The organism is Arsukibacterium ikkense, from assembly GCF_000987775.1.
GTDB lineage: Bacteria > Pseudomonadota > Gammaproteobacteria > Enterobacterales > Alteromonadaceae > Alishewanella > Alishewanella ikkense.
The window spans coordinates 21293-40651 of sequence record NZ_LAHO01000017.1; the positions used below are offsets into that span (position 1 = coordinate 21293).

General features: G+C 50.6%; 19 protein-coding genes. 11 read left to right on the top strand and 8 right to left on the bottom strand.

Going from position 1 to position 19359, the window contains the following annotated elements:
* The first annotated feature begins 91 nt into the window (after window positions 1-91).
* The 8 genes from WG68_RS15930 to WG68_RS15965 all read left to right on the top strand — a co-directional run bounded on the left by WG68_RS15930 (window position 92) and on the right by WG68_RS15965 (window position 11487).
* A complete protein-coding gene (locus tag WG68_RS15930; RefSeq protein ID WP_046558719.1) occupies window positions 92-724 on the top strand; it encodes a trimeric intracellular cation channel family protein in 633 nt (210 codons plus the stop codon).
* A gap of 2 nt (window positions 725-726) precedes the next feature.
* Window positions 727-1902, top strand: coding sequence for a DUF418 domain-containing protein (locus WG68_RS15935; protein ID WP_046558720.1), 1176 nt, complete (start codon window positions 727-729; stop codon window positions 1900-1902).
* A gap of 129 nt (window positions 1903-2031) precedes the next feature.
* On the top strand, window positions 2032-4224 hold the full coding sequence (locus WG68_RS15940; RefSeq protein WP_052749134.1) for a S41 family peptidase: 2193 nt from the start codon (window positions 2032-2034) through the stop codon (window positions 4222-4224).
* A 110-nt stretch (window positions 4225-4334) separates the two neighbouring features.
* On the top strand, window positions 4335-4961 hold the full coding sequence (locus WG68_RS15945; protein WP_046558721.1) for a YigZ family protein: 627 nt from the start codon (window positions 4335-4337) through the stop codon (window positions 4959-4961).
* A gap of 130 nt (window positions 4962-5091) precedes the next feature.
* Window positions 5092-8757: an ATP-binding protein gene (locus WG68_RS15950; protein ID WP_046558722.1), complete on the top strand. Its 3666-nt coding sequence runs from the start codon at window positions 5092-5094 to the stop codon at window positions 8755-8757.
* Complete coding sequence (locus tag WG68_RS15955) at window positions 8757-9377, top strand: condensin complex protein MksE (protein ID WP_046558723.1); 621 nt, start codon at window positions 8757-8759, stop codon at window positions 9375-9377. The genes WG68_RS15950 and WG68_RS15955 overlap by 1 nt, the downstream gene beginning before the upstream one ends.
* Window positions 9377-10618 carry a hypothetical protein gene (locus WG68_RS15960; protein ID WP_046558724.1) on the top strand — a complete coding sequence of 414 codons (1242 nt, stop codon included), beginning with the start codon at window positions 9377-9379 and terminating at the stop codon, window positions 10616-10618. The genes WG68_RS15955 and WG68_RS15960 overlap by 1 nt, the downstream gene beginning before the upstream one ends.
* The gene (locus tag WG68_RS15965; protein ID WP_046558725.1) at window positions 10618-11487 is read left to right on the top strand and encodes a DUF7281 domain-containing protein; all 870 of its coding nucleotides are present in this window, start codon (window positions 10618-10620) and stop codon (window positions 11485-11487) included. Before WG68_RS15960 ends, WG68_RS15965 begins: the two co-directional genes overlap by 1 nt.
* A 146-nt stretch (window positions 11488-11633) precedes the next feature.
* On the opposite strand, the gene WG68_RS15970 is transcribed toward WG68_RS15965, so the two are convergent.
* From WG68_RS15970 to WG68_RS15985, 4 genes are all read right to left on the bottom strand, one after another.
* A complete protein-coding gene (locus WG68_RS15970; protein WP_235357758.1) occupies window positions 11634-12593 on the bottom strand; it encodes an Abi family protein in 960 nt (319 codons plus the stop codon).
* A 78-nt stretch (window positions 12594-12671) separates the two neighbouring features.
* A complete protein-coding gene (locus tag WG68_RS15975) occupies window positions 12672-12914 on the bottom strand; it encodes a hypothetical protein (RefSeq protein ID WP_200897615.1) in 243 nt (80 codons plus the stop codon).
* 233 nt (window positions 12915-13147) lie between these two features.
* Window positions 13148-13558, bottom strand: coding sequence for an HI0074 family nucleotidyltransferase substrate-binding subunit (locus tag WG68_RS15980; RefSeq protein WP_046558728.1), 411 nt, complete (start codon window positions 13556-13558; stop codon window positions 13148-13150).
* Window positions 13559-13601: 43 nt separating this feature from the next.
* Window positions 13602-14294 carry a hypothetical protein gene (locus WG68_RS15985; protein WP_046558729.1) on the bottom strand — a complete coding sequence of 231 codons (693 nt, stop codon included), beginning with the start codon at window positions 14292-14294 and terminating at the stop codon, window positions 13602-13604.
* 182 nt (window positions 14295-14476) lie between these two features.
* Here WG68_RS15985 and WG68_RS15990 point away from each other — a divergent pair, with 182 nt between their 5' ends.
* Together WG68_RS15990 and WG68_RS15995 are read left to right on the top strand one after the other, a co-directional pair.
* Entirely contained in the window at window positions 14477-14764 is a 288-nt protein-coding gene (locus tag WG68_RS15990) for a hypothetical protein (protein WP_046558730.1), read from the top strand.
* 98 nt (window positions 14765-14862) lie between these two features.
* Window positions 14863-15486, top strand: coding sequence for a DUF2799 domain-containing protein (locus tag WG68_RS15995; protein ID WP_046558731.1), 624 nt, complete (start codon window positions 14863-14865; stop codon window positions 15484-15486).
* Window positions 15487-15557: 71 nt separating this feature from the next.
* Here the strand turns inward: WG68_RS15995 and WG68_RS16000 are convergent, their stop codons facing one another.
* From WG68_RS16000 to WG68_RS16010, 3 genes are all read right to left on the bottom strand, one after another.
* Complete coding sequence (locus tag WG68_RS16000; RefSeq protein WP_083981939.1) at window positions 15558-16358, bottom strand: substrate-binding periplasmic protein; 801 nt, start codon at window positions 16356-16358, stop codon at window positions 15558-15560.
* Between the two features lie 168 nt (window positions 16359-16526).
* Window positions 16527-17192: a hypothetical protein gene (locus tag WG68_RS16005; RefSeq protein ID WP_046558732.1), complete on the bottom strand. Its 666-nt coding sequence runs from the start codon at window positions 17190-17192 to the stop codon at window positions 16527-16529.
* Window positions 17193-17371: 179 nt separating this feature from the next.
* The gene (locus WG68_RS16010; protein WP_046558733.1) at window positions 17372-17920 is read right to left on the bottom strand and encodes a histidine phosphatase family protein; all 549 of its coding nucleotides are present in this window, start codon (window positions 17918-17920) and stop codon (window positions 17372-17374) included.
* Between the two features lie 169 nt (window positions 17921-18089).
* On the opposite strand from WG68_RS16010, the gene WG68_RS16015 reads away from it, so the two are divergent.
* Window positions 18090-18521 carry a hypothetical protein gene (locus tag WG68_RS16015; protein WP_152663135.1) on the top strand — a complete coding sequence of 144 codons (432 nt, stop codon included), beginning with the start codon at window positions 18090-18092 and terminating at the stop codon, window positions 18519-18521.
* Here the strand turns inward: WG68_RS16015 and WG68_RS16020 are convergent.
* Window positions 18518-19354, bottom strand: coding sequence for a hypothetical protein (locus WG68_RS16020; RefSeq protein WP_046558735.1), 837 nt, complete (start codon window positions 19352-19354; stop codon window positions 18518-18520). The two genes, WG68_RS16015 and WG68_RS16020, sit on opposite strands and share 4 nt — an antisense overlap.
* Window positions 19355-19359 lie beyond the last annotated feature (5 nt).

The following is a 19359-nucleotide window of genomic DNA, read 5'->3' on the forward strand; positions in this document are numbered from 1 at the left end:
TTATAAGTTACTGCAATAGCGGGAAAACATTTACCTGTTAAACAAAGCCTGCTAGCGTGACACTATCTTATTGCAGCTAACAAGCGCGACCATGGCCACTTATTTTCTCTGGTTTGATTTACTGGGCGTCGCAGTATTTGCGGTGTCGGGCACCCTGGCAGCATGGCGCAACCAGATGGATGGTTTTGGGGTAATAGTACTGGCCAGCGTTACCGCCATTGGCGGCGGCACCTTGCGCGATCTTATTCTTGATGTGCCGGTTATCTGGATAAACAATAACAGTTATTTTTATGCTATTTTTATTGCCGCAGCCGCTACTATTTTATTGGTGCGCAACCGTTTAACCATTCCAAACAATACTTTGCAAATTCTCGATGCCATTGGCCTGGCATTTTTTGTGATTATGGGTACCCAAAAAGCACTGGATTACGGCACCTCAACCCTGGTGGCTATTATGCTGGGCACCATGAGTGGCGTTTGTGGCGGCATGATCCGCGATGTGCTATGCCGGGAAATTCCAATGGTGTTTCGTGGTGAGCTGTATGCCGTAACCTGTTTAGTAGGTGGTGGCGTCTACACCAGCCTGCTGGCACTGGGTGCGGGCCAGCTGACTGCCATGCTGGCCGGTATGTCGGCCTTGTTATTGCTGCGCTTAGCCGCGATTAAGTGGCACATTACCATACCGGTTTTTGGTAAGCACCATAGTGATCTTAACGAGCCTTAAGTATGCAAGCCACACATCAATCAACGGCAAACCATTTGCGCCTGGGGCAATTGGATGTGATTCGGGGTTTGGCAATCCTGGGTATTTTGCTGGTCAATATTTTTGCTTTTGCCTGGCCACCAGAACACGCCCATTTACTGTACTGGCATGATGGCGGCTACAGTAGCCTGGATGAATGGCTGTTTACCGCCAGCCAATTGTTTGTTATGGGCCGCTTTCTAACGCTATTTTCGTTGCTGTTCGGGGTAAGCCTGCTACTTGTTGTGCAGCAATATGGCGCGGAGTATTTGCAACGCCGGCTGAACTGGTTGCTGCTGTTTGGCTTGTTGCATATCAGCTTTATCTGGTTTGGGGATATTTTATTATGGTACGCCCTAAGCGGCCTGTTTATTGTCAAACGTGGTTATCTGCTGTTAGATAGCCGTCAGTTGCTGCGCAAAGGCCTGATGTTTTTTGCTATTGGCTTTATTGTGCCGCTGCTTAGCAGCCTGATGTTGCTTAGCACTGGCGAACACCCAATAGGCATTATGACTGCCGAACAACTCGCAGCCAGTATAGCGCTGTGGACTGGCCCTGCAGCTGGCCAATGGTTGCAAATGCTTAGCCTTAATCTAACTATGCTGCTGGCATTTGTGCTGTGTTTACTCTGGCTGGGAGTCGGCCTTATGTTGCTCGGTGCTGGCCTGTATAAAAGGGGCTGGTTTAGCCATGGCTATTCCGCCAGGGTAACGTTCAGCCTGTTATTACTGGGAATAGCAATCAGTGCTGGCGTACAACTGGCCGATGCGGCAACCGGCTATCAGCTAGCTCTTAATATCACCCTGCCAACAACTTACCTTGCGGCGCTGCTGATGGCGCTGGCCTACGCCAGCCTGATAATTCGCTATAACCGCCCCTGGTTGCAGCGCTGGTTGGCACCATGTGGCCGTATGGCGTTTACCCTTTATTTAAGCCAGAGCCTGCTTATGGTATTGCTGTTCAGGGTAATACAGCCCGACTGGTTTGCCACGCTCGACCGTGCGCCCTTGCTGGGAATTGCCACGGCGATGATTATGCTGCAGTTAGTATTTTGCCGCTGGTACCTGCAGCACTTTGCCCAGGGCCCGCTGGAATGGCTATGGCGCCGGCTGAGTAAGCAGCCGACGGCTGAACACACTGCCAACACTCATACTGAGTAAATCCAAGTACGTAACAAAATTATTAAGCTCGTATTCAGCAAACGGCTATTAGTTTAAGATTTTTTAATTTAACGATTAACTCTTATTTCATTTACAGCTATCACTATTATAAATTAATGAAGGATCAGTATGAAAGGACTTTTGTTTAGCTTAGGGCTTTTTGGTTGCAGCTTTGCCGCTGTCGCTACGCCGCAAAATATGAATTTTTCAGAAGTATCTGAAAACCTGCCGGCTCATTGGCAGATTGCGGGGACCGAGCCGCCAACCTTAAGTAAAGTAGCGTCGCTTGATAACGCCACTGCAATAAAAATCAGTCGCAACAGCGCTACCGCCGGCGAATTTGCCGACATTCACCAGCAGATTAAATTTCCCTATGGTGGAAAAAGCATAATTATCAGCGGTTATATAAAAACAACAGAGGTTAGCGCCGATGGTTTCGCCGGTTTTTGGCTTGCTCAGGCTTCAGAGAATGACGACACAATTCAGTATAGCGACATGGAGTTAGAGGCAATTAATGGCAGCAAAGACTGGCAGCAATATACGCTAAGCGCTGAACTAGATCCTGATACAGAACAGTTATATTTTGGCATATTACAAGTGGGCAGCGGTAGCAGTGAATATGCAAAGCTTAGCCTGACCATAGACGGTAAACCACTGGCGCAGGCACCGGCAAGAGAACGTGCGGTTTATCAGGCAGCCCTACCCCATGAATTTGAAAAAGACTCTGGCATCCGCCTGACAACCCTTAACCAGAGCGAGCAGAATAACCTAGTGGCGCTGGCTAAAGTGTGGGGTTTTATTAAGTATTATCACCCTGAGTCTGCTGCGGGCAATATCAGTATGGATGCCGAGCTATTTCAGCTAATCCCCAAAGTATTAAAAGCGGACGCCAAAGCGCGCGATCAACTGCTGGTTGAATGGATCAATGGCCTGGGACAGCTAAGTGCTTGTAAAAATTGTAAAGACAGCACCGATGCTGCACTGGCGCATCCGGAGCAGCACTGGTTAGCCTGGCAGTTATCGCCCGAACTAAATTCTTCCCTGACCAACGTTTATGCCGCAGAGTTACCCGCCCGACACTATTGGGTAAAGCGTGCAGCACAAGGCAACCCAATGTTTAATGAAAAGCCTTATGCTGACATTGGCTATTTGGATTCTGGTTATCGCTTACTTAGCGTGTTTAGGCTGTGGAATATAATTCACTACTACTCACCGTACCGTGATTTAACCGAGCAACCGTGGCAACAGATGCTTGATACGGCAGTTGCAGACGTTATCGCTGCAACTGACGATACTCAATATCAAGTGGCGCTGATGAAGTTTATCTCCGCTATCCATGATACCCATACCCAGTTCTGGCCAAACCGGAAAAATACGGCAATTGCTGACTACCTTGGCCGTAATATAGTCCCGGTAGAAGTTCGCTATGTAGAAGACAAACCTGTCATTGGTTTATTGTATCAGCCAGACCTGCCGTTACAGGTTGGCGATATTATTACCCATATTGATGGCAAAAATATCGCGGAGCGCCTGGCAAAAATTAAGCCAATAGCCGCCGCCTCAAATGGCCCGACTTTACAGCGACAGTGGGCAGATTCTTTGTTGCGCAATAATAAGCAGCAACTCACTTTAGGCATTAACCGTGTTGGTAAGTCATTAAATGTTGAGGTGCCGCTGATAGAATACGACTCTTTAAAACGGCAAACTTTGTATAACCCGGCTAGCGATGACGCCTATGAGCAGCTGCCTGATAATATTGGTTATATCCGGCTGGATAAAATAAAAGGTGTTAATCTTAAGCAAATGATGCAGCAACTTAACGATACCAAAGGCCTTATAATTGATATTCGTGAATATCCGTCAGAATTTGTACTGTTTACGCTGGGCAGCTATCTGTATCCGAACCCTTACCCATTTGCAAAATATACCGTTATGCAGGCTGACAACCCGGGCCAATTTAACTGGGATGACCCAATAATTGTGGGCAACGACAATCCAGATTACTACACAGGTAAAATCACAATTCTGATCAACGAGCAAACGCAAAGCATGGCGGAATACACCACCATGGCCTTTCGCGGCGCCCCAAAAGCCAAGGTAATAGGTAGTACCACGGCAGGTGCCGATGGTAATTTCTCCGGCATTGTGCTGCCAGGTGGTCACTGGACCGCTATTTCTGGTATCGGAGTATTTTACCCGGATGGCACACCCACCCAGCGAATTGGCATAGTGCCGGATATTGAGGTTAAACCGACCATCGCCGGTATAGCAGCAGGCCGTGACGAGCAACTTGAACGCGCTATTGAGTATATAAAGCAGTAATCAAACCGCTGCTTCAGGCGATGAGGTTAGTAAGGCCGGCAGATCTGCTATCTGCCGGCTTTTTCGTTATAATCAGCCTCCGTTTTGCCAATAGACACCCAATACTGCCCATGAGCCCTTATACCGAACTGGCTGCGCCGGTTGAGCATCAGCTGACCGAGAAAAACAGTGAGTTCCTGAGCTTTTTGCTGCCGGTTGCCAGCCGTGATGACGCGATGAACGCTGTTAACCAGTATCGCGAGCGGTATCGCGCTGCCAGCCATGTCTGTTGGGCCTATATTATTGGCAATACCCGCCAGCCGGAAACGCAGGCCTTTAGCGACGACGGCGAACCCACCGGCACCGCCGGCAAACCTATGCTGCATGTGCTGACTGAGCAGGAGCTGGGTAATAGCCTGGCAGTAGTGGTGCGCTATTTTGGCGGCGTGAAGCTGGGCGCCGGTGGCCTGGTGCGGGCCTATTCAGCCGCGGTGTCGCAGGCGGCAGCACTGGCGCAAACTACCAGAGTAGAGCCGCAAGTGCAGCTTGTTATCAGCATAGATTTTGCACTTGAAGCGAAAACCCGTCAGTTACTGAGCCAGCTCGGTGGCCAGCTGCTGGCAACAGACTATAGCCAGCAGGTGCAGCTGACCGTTAGCCTGCCAATGGCCGCTGCCGATGATTTTGGCAATCAGTTGCAAAATATCAGCTCGGGCAGTGCCGCAGTTCATCCTGTATCGACGCCAACCTCACCATAAAAGCCCTGCCCGACGTTAATGATAGCGCCAGCTTATTTCAAACTGGCATTTAGCCCCATTCCATGGATAATAAGCCGCATTAAAACATTGACTGCGGCGCCAAGCCTAAGCGCCGCCGACAGGATGCGCTATGTCTCAATTACTCCGTATTGTGCTTATTCACACCCACCTGCCTGGGGTGGTGGAATTACAGCTGGATCAGCACACTAATATTTGCGGCACCAATGCCTCGGGTAAAACCACCTTGCAGCGGCTGGTGCCGGTATTTTATGGCGAGCAGCCAAACCGGGTAGTGCCGAAAACCCGCAAAAAGTTTGATGAGTTTTACCTGCCATTTGCCAATAGCTACCTGATTTACGAATATCAGCGCGAAGGCGGTGCCTTATGCCAGGTGGTACTCACCCGCAAAAGCGACTGCGGCGTGGAATACCGCTTTGTCGGCGCGCCCTACCAAAGTGATTTTTTCTTAACGCAAAGCGCCGAAGGAGTAAAAGCCTTAAGTTATAACGACTGGGCCGCCGCTATGCGTAGCCGGCCAGAGGTGCAGGTATCGGCCAAGATCAGCGCCACCAGCGAGTATCGCAGTATTATTCAGAACGATGCGGCGGCGCTGCGTGGTAATAATGCCGACAATGTTAAGCTGCGCCGGCTGGCCGCCAGTTTTAGCCTGGTCAGCAGTGGCCATAAATTGCGCCATATTGAAAAACTGGTTAGTGCCGTGCATGCCAAAGAAGGCAAAATGGATACGCTAAAAGCCATGCTGGCAGCCATTTTTGAAGAAGACGGCGTAACCCTGCCCACAACTAAAGTGAAAAACACCAAAGCACGCGACTGGATCCTGCAAATGCGCCAGTCGATGCGCCTGGATAAACTGCAACAAGACTTTGGCCGCTTAACCCAATTGGCGCAGCAACTGGATGGCGCCGAAGCGCAGCTGGTCGCGCTATTACCCCTGCTGCAACAAGACGAGCAACACCAGAAGCAAACTAAGGCCGATGCCGAGCAGCAGGTTAATGCCCTGCGCGGTCAGCTGCAAACATTAAAAGAGCAATTCAGTCAGCAGCAACTGGAGCTGAACAGCCAGCTGGCCAAAGCCGACGCCGATTTGCATGAAACCAGCGCCCGGCTCGATCAGCTGCAACAACGCTATGACGATTTTGACGGCCAGGATATGCCCAAACTGCAGCGCGACACGGATGCTTTGCCATTGTGGCGGGAAAGCCTGCAGGAAGCCGCCGAGCAATACCAGCTGATGGTAGAGCAACACGGTGATTTAGAGCGCCAGCTTGAGCAGCGCAAAATGAAACTGGCCGAGGCCTTTAACCGCTTAAGCGAACAACACCGCGGCAAAGCCCGCCAGTTACAACAACAAAAAGACAGCACACGCGAGCAGCAGGACAACAAACTGGCAGCGCTGGAGCAGGCCTTTGGCCTGCGCTTACAGCAGGCCCAGCAGCAATTTGCCGGCCAGTTAACTGAACTGAGCAGCAGCATTGCGGTACTGCGCAGCCAGCTTAGCGGCTCGATGCTAAGCGAAAATGAACATGACGAGCAGCGCAGTGCCGACTTACGCTTAGAGCAGGCGCAGCAGCAAGCCCAGCAGCAGGCCAAACAACTACAACAGTTGCAGCAACAATATCAAAGCGCCCGCAGCACACGGGATCTGGCCGATACCGAGCTGGAAGCCTGTCGCAAAGCACTGCACAGCAGCGAGCAACAGTTACAGCAACTGCATCGCCAGCTTACGCCGGAACAAGGCAGCCTGCGCCACTTTCTGCGCCTGCACTACAGCGGCTGGGAGCAACAGCTGGGTAAGGTATTGGACGAGCGCTTACTGGAGCGGCAGGACTTACAACCGCATTTGGCTGAGCTAACCAACAGCCTGTATGGCCTGCAGCTTGAACTGACAGCCATTGCTACCCCGGATTACGCCCAGGACGAAGTGGCAGTGCGCCACCGCATTCAGGCAGCAGAGCAGCAACTGGAACAGGCAACAGCCAATAAACTGCAAGCCGAAAAAAACCTGCAGCAGCTGCATCAGCAAGCCGAGCTTTGCCGTACGCAGCTGGAACAAGCCCAGTGGCAATTGACTGAGTTCGAGCAAAATATTGACTACGCCCGCGATGCCCGCAACCGGCTGCAGGCGCAGCAGCGCGAGCTTACGGCGCAGCGCCAGGCCAAGGTTAAAACCGAACTGGCGGCACAGCAACAACAGCTGCAGAAACTGCAACAGCAGCAACAGCAGGATTTACAAGCGCTGCAAAACGATCATAGCAGCCAAAAAATGGAGCTAAAAGCCGACTGGCAGGCCGAGCTGCAGGTATTTGACGAGCAAATCGACGAGCTGGAACGCCAGCTTGAGCATAAGCGCGATGATAATAAAAACCAGATCAAAGAGTTGCAGCAAGCCTTTAATGAGGAATTATCGGCCAAGGGCATCGACCCCAGGCGGCTGACCGAGCTGAAGCAAAAACAAGAAACGCTGAAAACCGCCATTAAAGCGGTTGAAGCGCGCCAGGATCAACTCACCGCCTGGCAGCAATTTATCAAGCTCGACTGGCAACAACTGCGGCCCCAGCTGCTGGCGCGGGAAACCGACTTAAAGCAGCAGCAGCGCAGCGTGAAGCAGGCATTAGAGCAGCAAAAAGCCGACTATACCGCCAGCAGCAAACAGCTGGACGAGCAAAAACGCCAGCAGCAAGAGCTGATGAGCCAGGCCGAGCAACTGCTAAACCAGCTGAAGCCGGCGCTGCAGAAACTGCTGGAGCTGCAACTGGCCAGCATGGCGCCCGCCACATTAAGCGGCTCGGCCGATTTGGTCGAGCGCCTGGCCCGCACCAACGAAGCGCTGGAGCAGCGCAGCAAAGCTGATAGCGCCTTAAAAACCGCCGTCGATCACTTCGAAAGCGTGCTAAGTAAAGACGCCGGTCCGGAATTTTTAGACCGGCTGGAGCATGAAAAGCGCAAACTGGCCGATTACGCTGCCGAGCGCCAGCAACTGCCGATACTGCAAAACCTGCTGGAAATACTAAAAGGTGCCCAGCAACAATTGCTGGAAATGGGCGAGAACATTGGCGGTGATTTAAAGAAATTCTTTACCGTGTTCAGTGACATTAACCGCCGTATTGCGCTGCAAAGCCGTCGCTTAAGTGAAGCGGTGGCCGATGATTTAGTACTGGAAGGCATCAGCCGCTCTGAGGTGCGGATATTATCCACCATTGACGAGCTGGGCTTCTGGCAGCCACTGAAACATTTCGCCAAACTGTATGATGACTGGGGTGCCTCGGGCAAAGCGCTGCCCTCCGAGCAGTACTTAAATGCCCTGGCCGATGTGGTGGAATTGCTGCGCGCCGATGAGCAGTACAGCATTGAATCCTTACTGCGATTAGAGCTGCATTTAAGTGAAGGTGGCTCGGAACTGGTGATTAAGAACGACCGCCAGCTACTGGAATCGTCCAGCCATGGTATGGCTTACCTGATTTTATGTAAGTACTTACTGGCTTTTACCCGCTTACTGCGCGGCGATGCCAAGGTGGCCATTCACTGGCCGATAGATGAAATTGGCACCCTGGCCTATCACAACGTCGAAAAGCTGTTTGCGGCCTGCAGCAGCAATAATATCGTGATTGTTGGCGCCTTCCCCAATCCGGAATCGGATGTGTTAATGCTGTTCAGCCATCGCTACTTAATTGAGCCAAGCCAGCAAGACCCAAGCAAACGCCAGTTAAAACGTATTCAACCGAAAGTCAGCCGGCTGGCCGAGCGCCTCGCCAGTAAACAGCAGGAGGCAAGCTGATGTTACAACACGGACCTTTACTCGAGCGCCTGCTGGCCGGTGATTTTATTTGTCAGGTAACTGACGAAGATGCCTTTCGCCATTTAAGCAATGAGCAAACGCAGCAAGACATTAACCACTACCTGCGGCCGCTGAACCGCCGCCTGGTAGGCAACGACGACAACAGCGTGTTTTTCCTGGGCTACTTTGATCTGAATAAAGACGCGCGCGAGCAGCTGAGCAGCCAGTTTACGCTGACGGTGCAGTCGTTATTACCCCTGCTGGAATGGCTGCAACTGGTACAGGAAACCCTGGGCCGCGACAGCGCCTTAACGGCCGGCGATACCATTAAGCTGCAGGAATTTGTGCTGCGCACCGAAGATAACCAGAGCCTGCGCCAGCGTTTAAACCAACTGGCCAGCGACCGCTTTTTTAACAGCCAGAGCGAGCAGCTGGATAACCAGGTAAAACTGATTTTCCGCCGCCTAAAAGAGCATGGCTATTTACTGCAACCACACCACGACCGCCAGTATTATGTGGTCACCGGCAAAATTGACTATTTAATTGATGTTATTCGCTTTATTCGCGATGAAGAACAGCTGCCGGTAGACGATACCCCAAGCCAGGAGGCACTACTCTGATGGCGCCAACAGATACCGGTATTGCTTCTAACCTGTTTAATATCGGCGCCGAGCGTCTGGCACTGCTGGGCAAACACCATAAAGCGCTGATGCAGGGTTATCTGGACGGCTTTATTGATGAAACCGCCTTTAGCGAAGGCGCCTTAAAAAAACTGATCGCCGCCCGTATTTTATGGCGGCCGGATGAGCAGCAACCATTGGCGCTGCGGCCATTACTCAGTGAGCTGATCGCCAGTATGGTGGCCGATGAAAACCGGCGGCAAATTAATGCCGATGTGGCCGAAAAGCTGGAGCAAATTCGTAACCGGGTGCAGGCGTATCGCGATGCCCAGTACAAAGGCGACTACAGCGTGGCCGAGCTGCAACTGCAGCGTTTAACCGAGCATGTGCACGATTTAAGCGGCCAGTTTGAAGAAGCGATAGACAGCCTATGGCACCGGTTAAACAGCGACTTTGGCTTTGTGGCCAGCCTGGATGATAAAATCCGCGAGAACGAGCGGGCGCAAAAGCAACTGCGCCGGCTACTCGATGGCCTGGATTTACTCGACTTTAACGAGTTAATTGAATTAGCAGAGGGCAATAACCACCTGCGTAAGCTATTGGTCAGCCAGCTGCAACACCAGCTTAGCTCGCACCATAGCAGCCTGCTGGAAGTACAAAAACGGCTGGTAGAGCTACTGGCCAAATTCCGCCAGCAGCAGGCGCGCTCTATGCTGATCACCAATATGGCAGCCTTTTTACGCCAGCATCCGAAATACCAGCCGGCCGACTACCCAAACCGCTCTGAGCTACCCACCCTGTTTAACCAGGCCGCGGCAATAGTGCCCAAAGCGGCTATAGCGCTGGATAAAGCCAGTGAGCGCCAGGTATTGGCCGAACTGGTACGGGCCCTGCCGCGCTATCAGCCGATAGCCCTTGACGATACCCAAAGCGCCAGCTTTAGCATGGCGCTTATTGATGAAGAAATTGCTGCCCGCCAGCAGGCATTAAAAACCGATGTGGAGAACTTTTACCTGCGGGTGATTGATAAAGGCGGCAAACTCAGTGCGCTGGAGTATCTGCAGCAGCAGGCATTAGCGTGGGACAGCGAGATCTGGCTGTATCAGATCATCGCCGAATATCAGGCATTGCCACAGGACGAAAAGCAGATGTTTGCTATATTGCGCGACGAAGCCCCGGCCAGCAGCATGAACCAGCTGCTGCTTATTCGCGATATCAGCCTGCAGTTACAGGCGGCGTAATGCAGCCAGTGCTCAGCCCCGCTGCCTGCCACTTTCTCAGGCAATTACAGCCCAAAGTCGCAGCGCAGGGCCGGGTTAAAAAAGCCACCAGCCAAAAAGCGGTGCAGGAAGTACTAAGCTGGTGCGTTGCCCAGCAACTACCCGACGTAGCAGGTAACTGCCTGCAATTGCCCGTTTTTTATTTCAGCCCGCAGTTACTTAAACAAATAGCTAAGATCCAACAACAGCTGGGCCAACCCGATTTTCGAAACGATTACAAAGAGCTACAGCGCATTGATGCCGCGCTGGCTTCAAACATTGAGCAAAAAAGTATTGGTGTTAAACCACGCGACCTGCGGGTGCTGGTGCGCTTACTCCAGGAAGAGCCCCTAGCCAATGGCCTGCTAGCACAGGTGCTGGATATAGACTGGCAACAACTGCCACTGGCGCAGTTTGATGCCCTGCTGGTAGTCGAAAACCTTGATTGCTTTTATCAGCTGGAGCGGTTTAACCTGGCGCTGCCTTACCAGCAACCCTTGCTTGTTTATCGAGGTGATACCTTATGTAGCAAAGGTTGCAAAGCCTTGAAAACAGCCTGTCTTCAGCAGAATAAGCCCATCCTTTACTTTGGCGACTTTGACGCTAAAGGCGTCAGTATTGCCCTAAACGAAGGTTACAGCGCCATGCTGCTGCCCGATATTGCCACACTGCAACAGCAGGCCAGCCCGGCGATGCTGCCGGATCAGCAGCTGCAGTTTATTGCGGGTATAAAAACCAAGAGCGTCAGCCACGAATTTCTAACTTACCTGCAGCTGCTCTGCGAGCAATTAACGGGGTTCAGACAGCAGAGTATGCAAGGCATGCTGCTTAAACCCATTTTAACTCGTTGATGTGGCGATATACGCTTAATACTAAAATTATTGGTAGTTTGGGCTTTGCGGAGCATTATATAAATCTTGATTGACAGGCTGATGCCGAAGACCTAAACTTGTCAACAATATGACCGGCGCCTCTGCATTTATGTACGCGTCGGTTCTCATTTCTGAAAATGACCTAGCCACTCAATCGCTCCCTCAACGACGCCAAAATCCTGAAGAGATAGTATGCCATTCTTGGAACTTGGAAACGAATGAATCAGTGTAATTAGGCGCTGTGTCCAGCTTGAATTGGGACAAATTACTGCAAGCAGATGCGCCATAATGGCAAAGTACATAAAGGGGCGGCTATGGTTTATTAGTGGCCAGCCAGCTGAACGTGACGATAACTCTAATATATTGATATTCCAAAGTCGGCTATGGTGCGCTGATACATTACGCACAAAGTTCAAACTCTTCAGCCATTTTGCTAACTGTTCGCCATCACTAAGCCCATACTTTTGGGCAATGCGGTTTTTATCTGCGTACTGCATACCTTCAAATAATCTTGATAACAACCCAAAGTCCCACACCTCAATAGCTACCCATACTGGCAATCCGCCATTATATTTTTCGCGGTGGTGAACAATAAAAGGCTCGCGTCGTGAACGATTGAGCATAGTGTCGTATTTTTCCAACCATACCTGATGCTCAGTCTTACCTTTATTCGGCCCTTTTTTTATGGCTTTTTTGGCAAAATTACCGTGTAAGCAATTTGGGTTTAAATGCGCACAGGGCTCTTTTGCTCCCAACAGATGGGCAACATCCACCCGCAGCGCCATTTCAATCCGCTCAAGCGCATCCAGTGCTAATAAACGTAGCTTTTTATCAAACACATACAGCTTTACTACATCTTCAAAATGACTTTCGGGCATAAAGTGGTCAAAGCGCACAGGCTGGTTTTGCTGTAGCGATGTTTCAGTGTCGATAACGCGCAGTGGGTACCAATAACCGCTTAACCGGTAATAACCAATACGAGCCAGATAGTTCAACGCTGCCGTATCGTTATCAACCAATAAGCCGCGAGACTTAAGTAATGCTAATTGGTCAGTCATCGACCGCCATGGTTTTAAATCTGCCACGTGTTTATTTACCTCTAACTTGCATACTACCAAGTTGACCGGGCAATAGCTTAAATAGGCTTGTCAGTAAAAAGTTTGTCATATGCCCTCCGCTTTTTCGATCTCACCTACACTGTTGAGCAGAGAGGAAAACTGGTCACTGTCTTGCTTTAATCGCTCTATAATTAGCCTCGCAGCAGTCATCATCTCGGGCACCTCAACGGGCATAGCTGCGCGCTCAAAAACTCCACACAGGTGCGAATATTCATTGTTAATTGTGTCAGTGAGTACCGCAGGTATTTGATCATCACCAAAGAACAAACTCAGCGCTTTTTCAGTCATTCCCTGGTCCGGGCACTTGTAGTACAAGAAGATCACATGGTCAGGTTCGCTTCTTTTTAATATCAAATGCTGACATTTTTCGCCTTATCAGCGCAAACAAAACACTTGCTAATCTGACTGGTTTTACAATTTTAAAGAGTATCCCTATTTTAAAGCCAAGGGCAACTCATTTAGCTGATTTAGTATTGTTAGCAAAATCGTATGTTAAAGAAGGGGGGTAGAGTAGAGAAAAGTTAAAACGAGTCTAGCGATTGTTTGAGTTTCGAAGCCATAAACTCAACCTCACTGATAAAGTCTGGGATAATTGCAATCACTTGCAAAGCGATGTCATCTATATAACTTTCCACACCCTTTATACGCATATCCCGATAGCCGCGCCAGACCGGCCAATCGCCTTGCAGTAGTCCCTGCTCATTAGCACTGCGTATCAGATCAGCAAAAGGCATTTGATCGAACTGCTCGAGTGAAGCCGAACTATGCTCAAGATAACGCTTGAGCATTTTATGGCTGATTTCATAGGTAAATTCAAACCGCTGTACCAAGCCATCGCGGATTTGAATATCGCTGATATCCTGCTGATAGCGCTGCCAACCTTCCTGCAGCCGGGCAATAGCATTAAGTAACGGGCAGATATCAAGCGACATAATAATTCTCTATGGCTGAAGCAAGATTGCTGCTTAGCTTAGCTTAGCTTACCCCAGCACTGCTGTGCTTGCCAGTGTCACGACTTAACAACACCACACCCAACCAGACAAACCAAATTAGCTGTGATAAACCGAAGGCTTCTTTCAGATACGGCACAGTATGCAGCACGGTGAAAATGCCTAAACTGCCGACGATAAGCCCCAGCAGATGCAGCGCCTTGGCAAACCGTTGCTGCTGTAAGCCGGCAATGCTGAACAGTAACACCCAAAGCCCACCCACCAGCTCGATGCCGCCACCCAGTGCATCGGTAAGCAGGCTGCTGCTATGGTAAAGCGCCAATGCCTGCACCGGATCTCTACCGGCTAAGCGGAATACTTTATCCAGCCCAATTAATGCGGCCATGCCAGATGCCATCATCAGCACGACCCAGATATGACCAAAACGGTCTGCTAAAGCAGCCGTAGCAGAGTGTGTACTTGGCACAGCCTGCTGTAACGTTTGCAGTAATATTGCCAACAGCACACCGAACAGCAGGTAGCCAACACCATAACCCGAAGCGACCAGCATATATTCTTGCTGCAAATACTGGATCCGACCAAGGGTATCAGCCCCCGCAGGCACAGATAGCAGGCTAAAGAAAATCACTGCCATGCTGATATAACAAAACGCCATGCCGATGGCCGCCAGGCCAGCTGCTTTTAGCAGAGCGACGCCTGATGCTGTGCTGTTGTCCATAATGTTATCCTTTTTAGAAAAAGTGTTCTGACGATAAGTATCGGCAATAACCTTATGGAATTAATGGTGTTATGTCGTCCGCGACGATAAGCGCGGACAGGCTTTGCTATTGCAGGCAAAGAAAACGTCGTACACTAAACGCAGCTAATGCAACAGGTTAACCAGATAAATGATTCAAGCGATTGTTAGCGCTGCGGCGCTGGGTATTATTGCTGGCAATACCGCTGGCACTGCTTATTCTCACCCCACCAGCCGAGCAGCACATCACCTCCCCCTGGCTAAATGACACCGGGGTAATTCTGCTGGCACTACTGCTGGTATGGTTGCTTTGCAACTGTGGCTTGCACCAGCAACCCGGCTTTCGCGCTGTATCTGGACCCGGCGTTAACTTTGTACAAACTGGCAGAACATGTATCAACATATTGATCATTAAACCAAAAGAATCAAAAGGGGCACTGGCTATTTTGTAACTTGCCAATAGACAAATAGACCGTGTACCTTAGCATGCAGCTGGCCTTGGCAATTAAGGCGTAATGAATAATCAACAAATAATAATTACGAGACGATTATGACAAAAAAACTATGGCTGGCGTTGCTGGCATTGGCCACATTGCATGGCTGCGCTACGCTGAATAAATCACAGTGTCTGACCGCCGACTGGCGGACCATTGGCTTTGAAGATGGCGCAAAGGGTAAGGCGGAAACGGCAATCAGCACCTATCGGCAAGACTGCGCAAAGCATGGCATTACCCCCGATCTGGACGCTTACCGTCTTGGCCATCGCCAGGGCTCTGAAAACTTTTGTACCAGCCGCAGCGGTTTTAATCTGGGCAAGCGTGGTGGCAGTTATCAGGGGAGCTGCACGGCTGCACTGGAAGCAGATTTTCTGCAAGGATATCGTGACGGCCAGCAACTGCACGGTTTACAACAAGCGGCTAACAGTGCCCGTGCTGATCTTGACCGACACAACAGGCAAATCAGTAACCTTGACAAAAGTATCACCGTGAAAACCGACTTATTGGTAGAGGATGGCCTGCTGAGGGATGAACGGATTCAATTACTGAACGAAATTGAAGCGATGAAAGCTGAACTTATCGACATGCTAAACCAGTTGCCGGCCCTGCAGCGGGAAGTGCGGCGTGCTGAACAACAGCAGCAACAGGCTGAACAACGTTTTGCAGCATATCAGTAAGAATATGGGTGACGCGTTACAGGCCAGCTAGGCAGGGCGGGTAATGAGTGTTGCAGCATTACGACTAAGTGCTATTGGTAACGGCCCTGTGCCAGGCTGTCAAAATAAGCCTGATAACGGCCACTTTGTTTAAAGTGTTGCAACTGCTGGTTAAACCGGGCTAACAACTGCTCGCTGTCAGGTGAATTGCGTGGTAACAGTAAAAAGCTCTGATTAATGAGCAGCGGCCTGGGATGATGGCTGATAGCCGATGCCAGCTCGGGCAGTTGATTGTTTAACGTATAGTAGCCAACGCTGATTTCTTCGGCGAAGACGTCAATCCGACCAGCTGCCAGCCGGCGGAAGTTTTGCTCGGTACTCGCAACACGCGATATGCTGAACAAACCGCTATTTAACGCCTGGTCAAACGCCGGGCCATAGCTGTAGCCCAGACCACCACCGATTTGCAGCCCGCGTAAGTCCCTCAGTTGCTGCCAGTCGAACGCCATTTGTTGGCGGTGAAAGAATACAAATTGTTCGTCCAGTACCGCATCACTGTAAAAAAAGTCGTGTTTTCTGTCTGCACTGTCCATCCATACTGCGGTCGCGGCATATTTGCCGTTAACAGTGTCATGATATGCTCTGGCCCAGGGTAGAAAGGTAAAGCTGACCTGGTATCCCATCTCGGCAAAAATATCATGGATAAGATGGGCCACCACTCCCTGGTGCGGTAAGGCTGCACTAATAAAAGGTGGCCATTCGCCAGTGCTGAACTGCAGTTCAATCAGCTTGTTGGGCGGCTCGGTGGTGGCAGCCTGCAGCTCAGTAGTACAGCATAACAACAGCAAACCGGCGCTGAAATACAGATAGCGAAATAAAACGGCATGGCACATTTTCTGCTTTCCCAAATCAGGCACCTGTAGTGCGACTGGACAGCTCGGGCTGTCAACAGCTACCTTTTTACCGCAGCTGTTGCCGATAATCCAGCGAACATTGGCGCTAACAGGCAGATCCCGCCACCCTATCCACAGCGCCAGCACTTGCCGCTTTAATCATTGCCGTTAAAAGCGTTCAACCACTTTGGCCTGCATAGCCGGGTTTTCCAGCTTAAGCTTTACTTCCTGCTCTAGAATAATCCGGCCCTCTACCACTGCATCGGCAGCAATATGCAACGTTGGCTTTTTGTTGTTACCCCAGCCAAAGAACGATTTCTTTTTGCCACGTTTTTTAAATACCACATCACCTTTAACTACAGTGGTGCCGGCAAGTGTAATATCACCATTTACCGTACTGATATCTTGCGCTACCTGAGCGCTACGAAGGCTAATATTACCATTTACCGTTGCAACCCCGCCGCCAATCACGGCATTGTCAGCCAACTTAACTTCACCATTAACAGTAACCAGGCCACCGCTCACCTGCAGATTACGACCCGCTGCAATACCGCCATTTACCGTTTCCGCACTTTTGATTTTTACATCGTCGCGGATATCTATGCTGCCATTAACCAGTGATACGGCCCTGGCACTGCTGTTACTGGCCATTTGCACACTGCCATTAACCAGCGAAATGTCGCCATAGCGCTCACCACTGCCGACTACGGCACTGCCCATTACTTTATCAATATTACGATAAGAGCCTTCGGCAACCGCACTGCTGAATACGCCACTGACCAGCACTGCAGCAGCAACTAAGACGGTAATACCGGCAAATTGAGAAAATTTCATTGTTCTGTCCTTGTTTGTTATTAAGTTCCTAACCACTTTGCAAGTGCTTTGCCAAAACTAAAATCTTGATAATTATCAGTTTAATTTTTAACGCCATTGCCAAGCCATAACAGTTTCACTAATAGTTGGTGAAAATAACCAAATAATCAAGCACAAGACAACGCGTCGGATACTGGCGGTCAGGGTGTTATCCTGGCCAGTACAGTTGCGGGGGAGGTTAGGGGTAACGCCAGTATGGCAGCTTCTGCTGAGGCCGGGAAATAGCCGGTAAGCGCAGTAAAATTCACCTGATGGCTGACCAGCACGGTTGGCATCGGCACGGTTGCAGCCGCAAATTGCTGCAGCAAAGCCTGAGTTTGCAACTGGCCATTGCCACGCCCTGCGAAAAAGGAATTAAGTGCCGGTAAGGGTTGTACTTCGGCGATGTTCATTAAGCTGGCAGTATCCAGACAACGACACCATTGGCTGGCGTAAAGCGTAATGTCAGCCGCATAATGCTGTAGCAGCAGTGCTCCCCAGGCTTTAGCCTGCTGCTGGCCCTGTGGATTCAAATTACGCTGCGTGCTGCAATCTTCCAGCTTAAAATGTGCCGGATCGCCAGTGCCCGGCGCTAACGCATGGCGCATTATCAACACAGCTTTACCCTCGCGCCAGGCTGCCCACGCCACTTCGTTGGCAGATAGCAAACCGGGCAGCAACAGGCAGCACAGCAAGAAGATCCGGAGCATAAGCGTTTCTTAGTGATAAAAAGTGCAAAGTTATACGGTTAGCAGCGGTAATAGGATTGCAGCTATGACTCAAGCAACGCTGTTAGTGCCAACAATAAAGCCAGATGCGCACTGAAAGAATGTATGTAAAATGCTGAAACGTCTGGTAAATATTATTACGGTAAATTTTATGAAAAATTCAGGATTAATTTGGGTCGCGCTAGTTACCGGTTCTGCCTGTGCCGCCCCGGTAGCTGAAGCACCACCCGCTGCAGAGCAGGTTTGGCAGCTATTTTTGCAGAATATGGCTTTACCGCTTAGCGCTGAGCCAAATTGTCAGCAGGTCTCGGCAGCTAATCCAACGCAAAGCCTGACATTGGGCCAGCATTTTGCTACTAATTTGTCGGTGAGTTTTGCCACAGAAAATAGTGTTAGTTTTTCATCGTCCTGTACAGCATCCAAAATGGAGCTTAGCGATGGTAAACTACAACCAGTTTGGGACTGCAAGATAGAAATTCTGGAGCAGGATGCGCAAGCTGAATTTATTTCCAGCTCTATGACAGCGTTTTATTTAAATGCAAACGGCACAGCATTGCTGCCCGGCTCACTGCGCTGCTTTTAACCCACGCCATACATTCTAAAGGCGATATATTTGCTCATGGCGATATGCAGCGTGTATTTGCCGTGAGCTGATTTACCGGCATGGCCCAGCAGGATAAAGTCGGCGCCGCATAGCGCGTCCAGATCGGTTAGGCTAAAACGTTTTAGCAGGCTGTGGCGCAGGTCGGCGTCGATAAAGATGCTGGGCTCTTTGCGGTAATCGCCGGTATTAAGCCACAGTTCGTCGTCGCGCGGGTCGTCATGTTCACGCTCGTTAGCGTTGTTAATACGGCCCCAGAAAATATACAAGGCTTCTAAGTGCTTATCGCTGATATCGTTGACATGCACCAGATAATCGGCCAGCTTGCCCGCCAGCAGCTGGCGGCCTGATGCTGCCAATACCTGCAGCCGCTGGCCTTGCCTGGCAAAATCGGGGTTGCGGCATAAGTGGCTAAGCAACTGGCGCAGCGCGATGTTCACATTGTAGCCGCACTCACCGCCCCGCTCACCACCCAACTGCGGCGCGTTAATACTTTGCCATAAGCCGGCCGGTGCATAACGCGCGGCTTTCTCGCCTACCTGGCTGGCACCGGCTGCAGTAATAGGTGCTGCGTCTGTGCTTGGTTCAGGGTCATCGTCAGCGCTTAGCCTGACTGTTGCCGCAGCGCAGCCTGGCAGATGATGGGCAGCAAAACAGGCAGCCCGGCTAACGGCCTCGTTGTTAACGGCTTTAATGTACCAGGCTTTTTCGGCGCACAGCGGACACACTAATAACCCCCGATAACCTTCCAGCGCCGCGCTATAGTCGGCGGGGCTGATCAGGCTGTTATCGGTCAGGCAGCGGGCATTGTGCACAAGGT

What these genes read in the sequence shown, in the direction of transcription:
- WG68_RS15930 (WP_046558719.1), top strand. Translation starts at nt 92, where the DNA reads ATGGCCACTTATTTTCTCTGGTTTGATTTACTGGGCGTCGCAGTATTT.
- WG68_RS15975 (WP_200897615.1), bottom strand. Translation starts at nt 12,914, where the DNA reads ATGACTGAAAAAGCGCTGAGTTTGTTCTTTGGTGATGATCAAATACCT.
- WG68_RS15980 (WP_046558728.1), bottom strand. Translation starts at nt 13,558, where the DNA reads ATGTCGCTTGATATCTGCCCGTTACTTAATGCTATTGCCCGGCTGCAG.
- WG68_RS16010 (WP_046558733.1), bottom strand. Translation starts at nt 17,920, where the DNA reads ATGCTCCGGATCTTCTTGCTGTGCTGCCTGTTGCTGCCCGGTTTGCTA.
- WG68_RS15935 (WP_046558720.1), top strand. Translation starts at nt 727, where the DNA reads ATGCAAGCCACACATCAATCAACGGCAAACCATTTGCGCCTGGGGCAA.
- WG68_RS15945 (WP_046558721.1), top strand. Translation starts at nt 4,335, where the DNA reads ATGAGCCCTTATACCGAACTGGCTGCGCCGGTTGAGCATCAGCTGACC.
- WG68_RS15955 (WP_046558723.1), top strand. Translation starts at nt 8,757, where the DNA reads ATGTTACAACACGGACCTTTACTCGAGCGCCTGCTGGCCGGTGATTTT.
- WG68_RS15995 (WP_046558731.1), top strand. Translation starts at nt 14,863, where the DNA reads ATGACAAAAAAACTATGGCTGGCGTTGCTGGCATTGGCCACATTGCAT.
- WG68_RS15960 (WP_046558724.1), top strand. Translation starts at nt 9,377, where the DNA reads ATGGCGCCAACAGATACCGGTATTGCTTCTAACCTGTTTAATATCGGC.
- WG68_RS15985 (WP_046558729.1), bottom strand. Translation starts at nt 14,294, where the DNA reads ATGGACAACAGCACAGCATCAGGCGTCGCTCTGCTAAAAGCAGCTGGC.
- WG68_RS15940 (WP_052749134.1), top strand. Translation starts at nt 2,032, where the DNA reads ATGAAAGGACTTTTGTTTAGCTTAGGGCTTTTTGGTTGCAGCTTTGCC.
- WG68_RS15965 (WP_046558725.1), top strand. Translation starts at nt 10,618, where the DNA reads ATGCAGCCAGTGCTCAGCCCCGCTGCCTGCCACTTTCTCAGGCAATTA.
- WG68_RS16005 (WP_046558732.1), bottom strand. Translation starts at nt 17,192, where the DNA reads ATGAAATTTTCTCAATTTGCCGGTATTACCGTCTTAGTTGCTGCTGCA.
- WG68_RS16000 (WP_083981939.1), bottom strand. Translation starts at nt 16,358, where the DNA reads ATGTGCCATGCCGTTTTATTTCGCTATCTGTATTTCAGCGCCGGTTTG.
- WG68_RS15950 (WP_046558722.1), top strand. Translation starts at nt 5,092, where the DNA reads ATGTCTCAATTACTCCGTATTGTGCTTATTCACACCCACCTGCCTGGG.
- WG68_RS16015 (WP_152663135.1), top strand. Translation starts at nt 18,090, where the DNA reads ATGAAAAATTCAGGATTAATTTGGGTCGCGCTAGTTACCGGTTCTGCC.